Here is an 11,209-nt window from a genome sequence, read left to right on the forward strand (position 1 = left end):
GGCCATTGTGCGCGATGCGTCGAACGCTCCTACACCAGCTTGCGGCGTCGGAGGCTGAGCCGTTGTGCAGGCAGCGTTCAGCATGGAATCAGGCCGCCTGTGCCTGGGCGGCATCCGCCTCACAGGAGTCTGCCATGCACCCCTTTGTCCGTCTCTTCGCCGCCGGCCTGTGCGCCGTCGCCGCTGTCTCTGCGGTGCAGGCGCAGACCCGGCGCGGCATCGCCGCCGTCGCCAATCCCCAGCCGTCGGCCAGCACGCGCGCTGCCCTGTCGGCGCCCAATCCCGCGGGGCTGCGGCCCATGTTCCCGGCCGGCATTACCTCGGGCAGCGGCGCGCTGGTGTCCTCCGACCCGATTGCGTCCAGTGCCGCGCCGCTGCCGGCTTCCAGCGTCACCGGCAGGCCGATCGGCACGACCACCATCGGTGGCTCCATCGGTCCCCAGTTGTCGCCCATCGACACGGCCAACGCCGCCGCCGCGACCCAGGTCCTGGGCGCCGGTGGTCCCACGGTGCCCGGGCCGACGCAGAACATCAACGGCGGCGCCGGCGGCTACAACGCCACCGACCTGGCGCGCTCCTTCTACTTCGCGGATGCCAACCACGACGGCGACCTCACGCGCGCCGAAGCGAGCCGGCTCTCGATCGCCCCTCTGAGCTTCGAGCAGATGGACCGCAACTTCGACGGCGTCATCTCGCGCTTCGAGTACGAGGACGCCACCCGCTGACGCGGGTCGGCCCGGAGGCGGGGCGCTGCCGGGGAAGGCTACACTGCCTTCTTCCCCGGAGCCCCGCATGAACGCACCCGCCGCCCTGGCGCACCTGGTCCCCGAGGTCCAGCAGCGCGAAGTCCCCGCCGCCCTCATCGAAGCCCTCAAGGCGCGCTTCGGCAACCAGTGTTCCACCGCGCTGGCGGTGCGCGAGCAGCATGGCCGCGACGAATCGTCCTTCCAGGTGCCGCCGCCGGCGGCCGTGGTCTTTGCCCAGAGCACGCAGGACGTGGCCGATGCGGTGAAGCTCGCCTCGCAGTTCGACACGCCGGTCATTCCCTTCGGGGTCGGCTCCTCGCTCGAGGGCCACCTGCTGGCCGTGCAGGGCGGCATCAGCATCGACGTCGCCCGCATGGACCAGGTGCTGTCCATCAACGCCGAAGACCTGACGGTCACCGTGCAGCCCGGCGTCACGCGCAAGCGGCTGAACGAGGAGATCCGCAGCACGGGCCTGTTCTTCCCGATCGACCCCGGTGCGGATGCGTCCCTCGGCGGCATGAGCGCCACCCGCGCTTCGGGCACCAATGCTGTTCGCTACGGCACGATGCGAGAGAACGTGCTGGCCCTCGAAGTGGTGACGGCCAGCGGCGAAGTGATACGCACCGGCACGCGGGCCAAGAAGTCCGCCGCCGGCTATGACCTGACGCGGCTGTTCGTCGGCAGCGAAGGCACGCTGGGCGTGATCACCGAGGTGACGCTGCGCCTGTACCCGATCCCCGAGGCGATCTCAGCCGCGATCTGCTCCTTCCCGAGCATCGAGGCCGCGGTGCGCACGACCATCCAGACGATCCAGCTGGGCGTGCCGATCGCGCGCGTGGAGCTGATCGACGTGAACACCGTGCGCATGGTCAACGTGCACAGCAAGCTGGGCCTGCGCGAAGAGCCCATGCTGCTGATGGAGTTCCACGGCTCGCCCGCGGGCGTGAAGGAGCAGGCCGCAACGGTGCAGGAGATCGCATCCGAGTTCGGCGGCAAGGCCTTCGAATGGGCCGAGACGCCCGAGGAGCGCACGCGCCTCTGGACGGCGCGCCACAACGCCTACTTCGCCGCGGTGCAGTCGCGCCCCGGCTGCCGCGCCATTTCCACCGACACCTGCGTGCCGATCTCGCGGCTCGCCGATTGCCTGCTGGAATCGATCGCCGAGGCCGATGCGAGCGGCATCCCCTACTTCCTGGTCGGCCACGTCGGAGACGGCAATTTCCACTTCGGCTACCTGCTGGATCCCGGCGACCCGAAGGAGCGTGAAGTGGCCGAGGAGCTGAATCGTAAACTGGTCGCACGCGCGCTCGCACTCGAAGGCACTTGCACCGGCGAGCACGGCGTGGGCCTGCACAAGATGGGCTTCCTGGTCGACGAGACGGGCGCCGGCGCGGTCGACATGATGCGCACGATCAAGCGCGCGCTGGACCCCAGGAACATCATGAACCCGGGGAAGATTTTTTCCCTCTGAGACGAAGAACATGGCTCGCAACACCCAGGTCCCGGCGGACCACAACGCCCCGCCCATCACCAAGATCCTTGCCGAATTCGTCGCGCAACATCCCTCGCGCGGCTGGAACGAGGCGGTGGACCACGAGGCGCACCGCACCTTCCTGAACTGGCTGGGATGCGCCGTCGGCGCGGCGCGGCACGAGGCCGCCGATGCGGCGCTGGCCGCCGTCGCGGAACTGCAGCCGGCGCCTCAGGCGACGGTGGCCGGGCGCAGCGAGCGGGTCGACATGGCGAGCGCGGCGCTGGTCAACGGCATCACCTCGCACACCTTCGACTTCGACGACACGCACCTCAAGACCATCATCCATCCGGCCGGCCCGGTGGCCTCCGCCCTGCTCGCCCTGGCGGAGCACCAGGGCATGAGCGGCCGCGAGGTGATCGACGCGCTGGTGCTGGGCATCGACGTCGCCTGCCGCCTGGGCAACCTGGTCTACCCCGAGCACTACGACCGCGGCTGGCACATCACCGGCACCACCGGCATGCTGGGTGCGGCCGCCGGTTGCGCCCGCCTGCTGAAGCTCGATGCGCGCAAGACGCAGATGGCGCTGGGCATCGCGGCCTCGCAGCCGATCGGCCTCCGCGAGCAGTTCGGCACGATGACCAAGCCCTTCCACCCGGGCGCCGCGGCGCGCGCGGGCTTGATGTCGGCATTGCTCGCGGCCAAGGGCTTTACCGCCAGCGAACGGGCGCTGGAAGCGCCGCGCGGCTGGGCGCAGGTGGTCTCCACCAAGACGGCGTGGAACGAGGCGACCGACGAACTGGGCGAGCGCTTCGAGATCTCCTTCAACAGCTACAAGCCCTTCGCCTGCGGCATCGTGATCCATCCGAGCATCGATGCCTGCGTGCAGTTGCGCGAACAAGGCGTGCGGGCCGAGGACGTCGAGCGCATCGAGCTGCGCGTGCATTCGCTGGTGCTGGAACTCACCGGCAAGAAGGAGCCGGCCGATGGCCTGCAAGGCAAGTTCAGCGTGTACCACGGCTGCGCCGCCGGCCTGATCTTCGGCCGCGCCGGCGAGGACGAATACCACGATGACATCGTGACTCGCCCGGACATGGTGGCCTTGCGCCGCAAGGTGATCGCCACGGTGGACAACAGCATCGACGAGGCCAGCGCCGACGTGACGGCCGTCCTGAACGACGGTCGCAAGGTGCACGTGTTCGTGGAACACGCGATCGGCTCGCTGCAAAAGCCGATGACCGACAAGATGCTGGAAGCGAAGTTCTCGCAGCTGTCCGCGCCGGTGATCGGGGCGGAGCAGACGAAGCGCCTGATCGACGCGTGCTGGGGGCTGGGGACGGCTTCGGATGTGCGCGCTCTCGCGACGCTGACGCGGCCCTGAGCTATTGCTCCCTCCCCTTCCGGGGGAGGGTCGGGGTGGGGGCGCTGCGGCGCTCGTTCGATCGCGGAGCGCCCCCATCCCAACCTTCCCCCGAAAGGGGAAGGAGCAAGACAGCTAGCCCCGCAAGCGATCGATCAAGCCGTTCAGTTCCTCGAGCGAGCCGAACTGGATGCTCACCTCGCCCAGTTCTTCCACGCGGCCGTGCCGCTTCACGCGCTTCTTCACGCGCACTTCGACTTCGGCGGTGAGCAGGTCCGAGAGTTCCTCCTCGATGCGGCGCAGGTCGCGTGACTTTTCCTTCTTCGGCTTGTTGGGCGAGGTGAGGTTGAACTCGGCGCCGAGCTTCTTCACCAGCGATTCCGCTTCCCGCACCGACAGCTTCTTCTGCGCGATCTGGTTGGCCGCCGTGATCTGCGCCGCCCGGTCCAGCGCCAGCAGCGCGCGCGCGTGGCCCATGTCGAGGTCACCGGCCATCAGCATCGTCTGCACCGGGTCGGCCAGATTCAGCAGGCGCAGCAGGTTGGACGCTGCACTGCGCGAACGGCCCACGGCCTGCGCCGCCTGTTCGTGCGTCAGGCCGAAGTCCTTGATCAGGCGCTGCAGCCCCTGCGCTTCCTCCAGCGGATTGAGGTCCTCCCGCTGGATGTTCTCGATCAGCGCCATCGCGGCGGCGGCCTCGTCGGGCACGTCGCGCACCAGCACCGGCACGCTGTCCAGGCCCGCAAGCCGGGCAGCGCGGAAGCGGCGCTCGCCGGCGATGATCTCGTACTTGCCCGCGTTGTCGCCGCCCGTGAGCTTGCGCACGAGGATCGGCTGCATGATGCCCTGGGCCTTGATCGACTCGGCCAGCTCGTAGAGCGCGCCCTCGTCCATGTGCGTGCGCGGCTGGTACATGCCGGGCACGATGTCCACCAGCATCAGCGAGGCCGGCAGGCCGGCGTTGGAACCGGCCGCATCGCCGTCGTTGTCCGCGCGGTCCTGGACCTTCGGTCCCAGCAGCGCTTCGAGGCCGCGGCCCAGGCCCTTCGGTTTCTTCGTCACCATTTCAGTCTTTCATCAGGTCCTGCAGCAGGACGTGGCCTTCGGGCCAGCTTGCCAGCCCGGAGTCGGCGTTGATATGGCCGCAGGCTCCGTAGTCCATGAATTGCGCATTCCACGCATGCGCGAACAGGCGCGCGCGCTCCAGTTCGCAGAAGGGATCGTCGCGGCTTCCCAGCAGCACCGCCGGGAAGGGCAGCGCCTGCAATTCGATCGGCGACCAGGAAGGCAGGCGCGGCCGGATCTCGGGCCGCTCCACGTCGGCCGGGGCCACCAGCAGGGCCGCCTTCACGCGCTGGGTATTCGGCGAATGCGCGGCCCACGCCGCGGCCAGGATGCAGCCCAGGCTGTGCGCCACCAGCACGGCCGGCTCTTCGCAGGACAGCACCACGTCTTCCAGTCGCGCGAGCCAGTCACCGCGCAGGGGCGTGCTCCAGTCATGCTGCTCCACCCGCCGGTAATGATGCCGCCGCTCCCACAGGGTCTGCCAATGCTTGGGGCCGCTCCCCTGCCAGCCGGGGAGCATGAGGACGTTGCGCGGTTTCACTGCTACTGTTTTCGGAGCACGAGAATCAGGCGGCACGCCGGGCTGGCGTGGTCCCCATGTTGGTGATGCGATCCACCATCTCCTTGGCGAACTCGACGAAGGCCTGGCTGCCGCGCGCCGCGGGATCGAAGGCCACGCCCGGCAGCCCGTAGCTCGGCGCTTCCGCCAGCCGCACGTTGCGGGGGATGACCGTGTCGAACACCTTCTCGGCGAAGTGCGCCTTGAGCTGGTCGCTCACCTGCTGCTGCAGCGTGATGCGCGGGTCGAACATCACCCGGAGCAGGCCGATGATCTCCAGCTCCTTGTTCAGGTTGGCGTGCACCTGCTTGATGGTGTTGACCAGGTCCGACAGTCCCTCGAGCGCGAAGTACTCGCACTGCATGGGCACGATCACGCCATGGGCCGCGCACAGGCCGTTGAGCGTGAGCAGCGACAGCGCCGGCGGGCAATCGATCAGGATGAAGTCGTACTCGGCTTCCACCTTGGCGAGGCCGGCCTTGAGGCGGCGCTCGCGCCGCTCCACGTCGACCAGCTCCACCTCCGCGCCAGCCAGGTCGCGGTTGGCGCCCAGGATGTCGTAGCTGCAGCCCGCCTCCACCAGGCGCGCGCTCTTCACGCGCGCCTCGGTGACGGTCGCCGACTCGAGCAGCACGTCGTAGATCGTCTGCTTCAACTGGCGCTTGTCGACGCCCGAGCCCATGGTGGCATTGCCTTGCGGGTCGAGGTCGACCATCAGCACGCGCTGGCCCACCTTGGCGAGGCCGGCGGCGAGGTTCACCGTGGTGGTGGTCTTGCCCACCCCGCCCTTCTGGTTGGCGACGCAGAAAATCTTGGCCATGGAGTCCTGTCTTACTTGCTGATCGCCAGCTTCACGCCGAAGGCAATGAGGAAGGTCCCGGCGAGCTTTTCCAGCACGCGGCCGATGATCGGATTGGCGCGCATGCGCTCGGCGAGGAAGTGGGTGAGCAGGACGGCGGCCAGGCCATAGGCGAAAGTCAGCGTCGCGACGGTCGCCGCCATCACGCCGAAGGTGAGCATTCCCTGGTGCCGGGCCGGATCGATGAAGAGCGGGAAGAACGCCATGTAGAACACGATGGCCTTGGGATTGAGCAGCGTGATCAGCGCGGCCTGCCGGAAGTAGTGATGCGGCTCGATGTGCAGCACGGGCTTGCTGCCGGGTTTCGCCAGCAGCATCTTGCCGCCCAGCCATGCGAGGTAGATGGCGCCGAGCCACTGGACCGCGTGGAAGGCTGCGGGGTAGGCGGCCAGCAAGGCGGCCACGCCGGCCACCGCCGCCCACATCAGCACTTGGTCGCCCGCGATGATCCCGAACGTGGCGCCCAGGCCGCCGGGGATGCCGCCCTTGCCGGTCGAGGTGATCAACGCCAGGTTGCCTGGGCCGGGGATCGCAAGAAAGATCAGGATCGCGGCAACGAACGCGCCGTAGTCTGCAACGCCAAGCATGCGCCCCTCCAGGTGAAGGCCGAGTTTACCGCCCGGAGGCAGCCAGCCCTGTCGCGCTTTCCTTACGCACGACGACGCATCCAGACGATGCAGCGTTCGGCCTCGAGCTCGGGGACGTGCAGCTGTTCCACGTGAAACACTTCGACATCGGCAGGCAACGCTGCGATCTCCGCCTCGGGGTGCTTGCCCTTCATGGCGAGCCAGATACCGTCGTCGGCGAGTGCCCCCGAGGACCAAGCAACGAAGTCGTGCAAGGAAGCAAAGGCCCGCGAGGTGATCACCGCGTAGGGATCCCTGAGGTTTTCCACCCGGTCATGCACCCCGCGAAGATTGGCGAGCTGCAATTGCGCCGCGGCCTGTTGGATGAACGCCGCCTTCTTGCCGACGGTGTCGACGCAGTCCACGCGAATCCCGGGACAGCAGATCGCGATGACCACGCCCGGCAAACCGGCGCCTGAACCCACATCGAGCAGGCGAAGCGCCCTGCCCCCGGTCTGCGCGGCGAGCGGTGCCACGACGGCCAGGCTGTCGAACAGGTGGGACACCAGCATCTCTTCGGGACGGACCGCGGTGAGGTTGTAGACCTTGTTCCACTTGGCGATCAGCTGCAGATAGGCCAGCAGTTTCTCCTGCTGCGCGTCATCGAGATCAAGCCCCAGCCGCGCTGCCCCCGCACGCAGGCGATCGGCCGAGTTCGCGAGTTCGCTCATGCTGCCGCTTGGCCAGGCTGGTTGGCCGCTTCGACGAAGCCCTTGAATTTGTGCTTCTTCAGGTGCACCAGCAGGAGCGAGATCGCCGCAGGCGTGACCCCCGAAATGCGTGACGCCAACCCGAGCGTCTCCGGTCTGTGCTTGTTCAGCTTCTGCCGCACCTCGATGCTGAGCGCAGGCACTTGCAGGTAGTCCAGTTCGGCCGGAAGCTTCAGGTGCTCGTAGTGGGCGGCGCGCTCCACCTCGTCCTTCTGGCGCTCGATATATCCGGAGTACTTCGCCGCGATCTCGATCTGCTCCACCACCGGCGCGTGGAGATCGCCGAGCGCCTCGGGCGTCACTGCATCGCTGCGCCAGCGCCCGCCCTGCAGCGACATCAGCGACCCGTAGCTCACGTCGGGCCTGCGCAGCAGGTCGCCCAAGTTGTATTCCCGCTCGATCGAAGTGCCGAGCACGCGCTGGACATCGGCCGCATCCACGATCCGCGGATTGATCCAGGTCGATTTGAGCCGCTCTGTTTCACGTGAAACAGCATCGCGCTTGCGGCAGAAAGCGTCCCAACGGGCATCGTCGACCAAGCCCATGCGCCGGCCCTGCTCCGTCAGGCGCAGGTCGGCATTGTCCTCGCGCAGCTGCAGCCGGTACTCGGCTCGGCTGGTGAACATGCGGTAGGGCTCGGTCACGCCCTTGCTGATCAGGTCGTCGACCAGCACGCCGAGGTAGGCCTGGTCCCGACCCGGCAGCCACGCGTCCTCTCCCCTCACCTGCAGCGCCGCGTTGATGCCCGCGAACAGGCCTTGGGCCGCCGCCTCTTCATAGCCCGTCGTCCCGTTGATCTGGCCAGCGAAGAACAGGCCGGCAATAGGCCGCGTCTCGAAGCTGCTCTTGAGACCGCGCGGGTCGAAGTAGTCGTACTCGATCGCATAGCCGGGCCGCAGGATGTGCGCGTTCTCCAGCCCGGGCAAGGTCCTGACCAGCCCGAGCTGGATATCGAAAGGCAGGCTGGTCGAGATGCCGTTGGGATAGAACTCGTTGGTCGTCAGGCCCTCTGGCTCCAGGAAGACCTGATGGCTGTCCTTGTCGGCAAAGCGATTGATCTTGTCCTCGACGCTCGGGCAGTAGCGCGGCCCCACCCCTTCGATGCGACCCGTGAACATCGGGCTGCGATCGAAGCCGGAACGGATGATTGCGTGCGTGCGCTCGTTGGTGTGGGTGATCCAGCACGGCACCTGCGCCGGATGCATCGCCGCCCTGCCCATGAAGCTGAACACGGGCACCGGATCGAGGTCGCCGGGCTGCTCCTCGCAAAGCGAAAAGTCGATGCTGCGGCCATCGATGCGCGGCGGCGTCCCGGTCTTGAGGCGGCCCTGGGGCAGCTTCAATTCCTTCAGCCGAGCCGACAAGGACACGGCCGGCGGATCGCCCGCCCGGCCACCGGCGTGGTTCTCCAGTCCGACGTGGATCTTTCCGTCCAGGAAAGTGCCGGCGGTCAGCACCACGGCGCGCGCGCGAAAGCGGATGCCGATCTGCGTGACCGCGCCGACGACCCGATCGCCCTCGACCATCAGGTCGTCCACTGCCTGCTGGAACAGCGTCAGCCCCGGCTGGTTCTCCAGGCGACGGCGGATCGCGGCCTTGTAGAGAATCCGGTCGGCTTGGGCACGCGTGGCGCGCACCGCCGGCCCCTTGCTCGAATTGAGGATGCGGAACTGGATGCCGGCCTCGTCCGTGGCGATGGCCATGGCGCCGCCGAGCGCGTCCACCTCCTTGACGAGATGGCCTTTGCCGATGCCCCCTATCGAGGGGTTGCACGACATCTGCCCCAGCGTCTCGATGTTGTGCGTGAGCAGCAGCGTGCGGCAGCCCATGCGCGCGGAGGCAAGCGCCGCTTCGGTACCGGCGTGACCGCCGCCAACGACGATGACGTCGAATTCTTCTGGATAGAGCATGGGAGGAGCGCCGGGCCGGGCGCAGGGGGCCACGAGGGGCCAGTTCAGGGACGGCCCTGATTTTACGGGCGGGTGGCCGGACGCGCTGCCTGTGGTGCAATCGGCCCATGAAAGTCCTCGTCTTCGCCGGCAGCACGCGCATCGCGTCGTTCAACCGCAAGCTCGCGCGCGAGGCGGCGGCGATGGCGCGCGAACGCGGCGCCGAGGTCACGCACCTGGAACTGGCCGACTACGACCTGCCGATGTACAACGCCGACCTGGAGGCCAGGGGCACGCCACCCGACGTGCTGCGCCTGAAGCAGTTGTTCTGGGAGCACCCCGCCTGGATCGTCTGCACGCCCGAGTACAACGCCAGCTACCCGGCCCTGATGAAGAACACGCTGGACTGGCTGTCGAGCCCGGTCAAGGGCGACGCCGTATGGCACGACGACTTCCGCTTCAGCCGCGGCAAGGTGGTGGGCGTGCTGAGCGCTTCGCCCGGCGCGCTGGGCGGGCTGCGTTCGCAGAGCCACCTGATCCCGCTGCTGCTCAACCTGCAGTGCTGGGTGGCGCCGCAGACCTATGCCCTGGGCCGCGCCGGCAGCGCCTTCGACGACCAGGGGCGGCTGCTGGACGAGGCTTCGCGGGCCCGCGCGCAAATCGTGATCGATCAGGTCTTGTGGGCCGCAGCACGCCTGCAGCCCGAATGAGCTGCCAGCGCCAAGACGGCAATGGAGTGACCGGTTGCGGCGCGCCCTCGATCTTTCCTCACCTACTCCCGGAATGCCGCACGCAAGCCGGTCAGGCGCCAAAGAGCGGGGAGCTGATTAGCCACCGCGTCAGATCAGTTGAACCGAGTTTAGGAGGTTTAGGATATTTCAGTAATCTCGCTAATGTTGCGACGCTGCGCGCCAGGCGATTGTGAAGCCGTTGGAACACGCGTTGGCACCGACGCGGAGTTCACTGATCGTGAAAGGAATGATCTGGAGCCCGAACTTCGGTGATACGGCGTTCACCGTACCCATGTTCGACCAGTTCATGAAGCGGATCATGGGCTGGGCAGTCGCCACATGATCGGGCAGCGAGCGAAAAGACCATGAACTGCCGCCCAGGCTGCGGCGCGTGCTGCATCGCGCCCTCGATCTCATCACCCATTCCTGGGATGCCTCACGGCAAGCCGGCGGGCGTGCGCTGTGCGCAACTCGATGCCGCCAACCGCTGCCGCATCTTCGGCCGGCCCGAGCGCCCCGCCGTCTGCGGCGGGTTGCAGCCCTCCCCCGCGATGTGCGGCGCCTCGCGCGAGCACGCGATCCGCTGGCTGGCCACGCTGGAGCGCGAGACGGCGCCCTGAAACACGGGCGACAGCAGGCGGGGTCCCCCGCGATGACATCCGCTGGCGGCCAACCAATAATGCCCGCACGGGTCCTGTGACCTGGAGGAGCAACCCCGCCATGAACATCGCATCCCTGCGCGAAGTGGTCAGCGCCGAAGAATGGCAGCTGCGTGTCGACCTGGCCGCCTGCTACCGGCTGGTGGCGCATTACGGCTGGAGCGACCTGGTGTTCACGCACATCAGCGCGCGCATTCCCGGCCCCGAGCACCACTTCCTGATCAATCCCTACGGCATGATCTTCGAAGAGATCACCGCCTCGAGCCTGGTCAAGGTCGACCTCGACGGCAACCAGCTTTCCGAGAGCGAATACAGCATCAACCCCGCCGGTTTCACCATCCACTCGGCGATCCACGAAGTGCGCGAGGACGCCGGCTGCGTGATGCATCTGCACACGCCGGACGGCACCGCCGTGGCGTCGTGCCTGGAAGGCCTGCAGCCGCTGAACCAGACCGCGCAGCTCGTGATTCCCGAGCTCGCGTACCACGACTATGAAGGCGTCGCCCTCGACCACGACGAACGGCCGCGGCTGCA

General features: G+C 67.7%; 13 protein-coding genes. 6 read left to right on the forward strand and 7 right to left on the reverse strand.

Translation table 11 applies throughout. The features are described from left to right. Positions 1-134: 134 nt before the first annotated feature. The 3 genes from JWP60_RS14050 to JWP60_RS14060 all read left to right on the forward strand — a co-directional run bounded on the left by JWP60_RS14050 (position 135) and on the right by JWP60_RS14060 (position 3,598). Positions 135-725 (forward strand): EF-hand domain-containing protein, encoded by a 591-nt coding sequence (locus JWP60_RS14050; protein ID WP_299792303.1) that lies wholly within the window; start codon positions 135-137, stop codon positions 723-725. Between the two features lie 67 nt (positions 726-792). Further along, entirely contained in the window at positions 793-2,217 is a 1,425-nt protein-coding gene (locus JWP60_RS14055; RefSeq protein ID WP_299792306.1) for an FAD-linked oxidase C-terminal domain-containing protein, read from the forward strand. Between the two features lie 10 nt (positions 2,218-2,227). After that, the gene (locus JWP60_RS14060) at positions 2,228-3,598 is read left to right on the forward strand and encodes an MmgE/PrpD family protein (protein WP_299792309.1); all 1,371 of its coding nucleotides are present in this window, start codon (positions 2,228-2,230) and stop codon (positions 3,596-3,598) included. A gap of 114 nt (positions 3,599-3,712) precedes the next feature. On the opposite strand, the gene JWP60_RS14065 is transcribed toward JWP60_RS14060, so the two are convergent. From JWP60_RS14065 to mnmG, 6 genes are all read right to left on the reverse strand, one after another. Beyond that, on the reverse strand, positions 3,713-4,642 hold the full coding sequence (locus JWP60_RS14065) for a ParB/RepB/Spo0J family partition protein (protein ID WP_299792312.1): 930 nt from the start codon (positions 4,640-4,642) through the stop codon (positions 3,713-3,715). Position 4,643: 1 nt separating this feature from the next. Continuing rightward, positions 4,644-5,183 (reverse strand): alpha/beta fold hydrolase, encoded by a 540-nt coding sequence (locus JWP60_RS14070; protein ID WP_299792315.1) that lies wholly within the window; start codon positions 5,181-5,183, stop codon positions 4,644-4,646. A 25-nt stretch (positions 5,184-5,208) separates the two neighbouring features. Next, positions 5,209-6,021, reverse strand: a complete 813-nt coding sequence (locus JWP60_RS14075) for an AAA family ATPase (protein WP_299792318.1) — start codon at positions 6,019-6,021, stop codon at positions 5,209-5,211. 11 nt (positions 6,022-6,032) lie between these two features. Continuing rightward, a complete protein-coding gene (locus tag JWP60_RS14080; RefSeq protein WP_299792321.1) occupies positions 6,033-6,647 on the reverse strand; it encodes a LysE family translocator in 615 nt (204 codons plus the stop codon). Positions 6,648-6,709: 62 nt separating this feature from the next. Beyond that, entirely contained in the window at positions 6,710-7,357 is a 648-nt protein-coding gene (gene rsmG / locus JWP60_RS14085) for a 16S rRNA (guanine(527)-N(7))-methyltransferase RsmG (protein ID WP_299792323.1), read from the reverse strand. Next, a complete protein-coding gene (gene mnmG, locus JWP60_RS14090) occupies positions 7,354-9,306 on the reverse strand; it encodes a tRNA uridine-5-carboxymethylaminomethyl(34) synthesis enzyme MnmG (protein WP_299792326.1) in 1,953 nt (650 codons plus the stop codon). Before mnmG ends, rsmG begins: the two co-directional genes overlap by 4 nt. 107 nt (positions 9,307-9,413) lie before the next feature. Here mnmG and JWP60_RS14095 point away from each other — a divergent pair, with 107 nt between their 5' ends. Next, positions 9,414-9,995: an NAD(P)H-dependent oxidoreductase gene (locus JWP60_RS14095; protein ID WP_299792329.1), complete on the forward strand. Its 582-nt coding sequence runs from the start codon at positions 9,414-9,416 to the stop codon at positions 9,993-9,995. 180 nt (positions 9,996-10,175) lie between these two features. Here the strand turns inward: JWP60_RS14095 and JWP60_RS14100 are convergent, their stop codons facing one another. Further along, complete coding sequence (locus tag JWP60_RS14100) at positions 10,176-10,325, reverse strand: hypothetical protein (protein WP_299792332.1); 150 nt, start codon at positions 10,323-10,325, stop codon at positions 10,176-10,178. Positions 10,326-10,381: 56 nt separating this feature from the next. Between JWP60_RS14100 and JWP60_RS14105 the strand changes: the two genes are divergently transcribed. Both JWP60_RS14105 and JWP60_RS14110 read left to right on the forward strand, forming a co-directional pair. Beyond that, positions 10,382-10,636: a YkgJ family cysteine cluster protein gene (locus JWP60_RS14105; RefSeq protein WP_299792334.1), complete on the forward strand. Its 255-nt coding sequence runs from the start codon at positions 10,382-10,384 to the stop codon at positions 10,634-10,636. A 100-nt stretch (positions 10,637-10,736) separates the two neighbouring features. Then, positions 10,737-11,209, forward strand: a 473-nt coding sequence (locus JWP60_RS14110) for a class II aldolase/adducin family protein (RefSeq protein WP_299792337.1), incomplete at its 3' end; no start/stop codon positions are given.

Origin of the sequence: Ramlibacter sp. (assembly GCF_028291745.1) — a bacterium.
Lineage (GTDB): Bacteria > Pseudomonadota > Gammaproteobacteria > Burkholderiales > Burkholderiaceae_C > Ramlibacter.

Bases quoted from the DNA above. Each gene is read 5' to 3' on its own strand.
- JWP60_RS14050 (WP_299792303.1), top strand. From the start codon at position 135: ATGCACCCCTTTGTCCGTCTCTTCGCCGCCGGCCTGTGCGCCGTCGCC.
- JWP60_RS14055 (WP_299792306.1), top strand. From the start codon at position 793: ATGAACGCACCCGCCGCCCTGGCGCACCTGGTCCCCGAGGTCCAGCAG.
- JWP60_RS14060 (WP_299792309.1), top strand. From the start codon at position 2,228: ATGGCTCGCAACACCCAGGTCCCGGCGGACCACAACGCCCCGCCCATC.
- JWP60_RS14065 (WP_299792312.1), bottom strand. From the start codon at position 4,642: ATGGTGACGAAGAAACCGAAGGGCCTGGGCCGCGGCCTCGAAGCGCTG.
- JWP60_RS14075 (WP_299792318.1), bottom strand. From the start codon at position 6,021: ATGGCCAAGATTTTCTGCGTCGCCAACCAGAAGGGCGGGGTGGGCAAG.
- JWP60_RS14080 (WP_299792321.1), bottom strand. From the start codon at position 6,647: ATGCTTGGCGTTGCAGACTACGGCGCGTTCGTTGCCGCGATCCTGATC.
- rsmG (WP_299792323.1), bottom strand. From the start codon at position 7,357: ATGAGCGAACTCGCGAACTCGGCCGATCGCCTGCGTGCGGGGGCAGCG.
- mnmG (WP_299792326.1), bottom strand. From the start codon at position 9,306: ATGCTCTATCCAGAAGAATTCGACGTCATCGTCGTTGGCGGCGGTCAC.
- JWP60_RS14095 (WP_299792329.1), top strand. From the start codon at position 9,414: ATGAAAGTCCTCGTCTTCGCCGGCAGCACGCGCATCGCGTCGTTCAAC.
- JWP60_RS14100 (WP_299792332.1), bottom strand. From the start codon at position 10,325: ATGAACTGGTCGAACATGGGTACGGTGAACGCCGTATCACCGAAGTTC.
- JWP60_RS14105 (WP_299792334.1), top strand. From the start codon at position 10,382: ATGAACTGCCGCCCAGGCTGCGGCGCGTGCTGCATCGCGCCCTCGATC.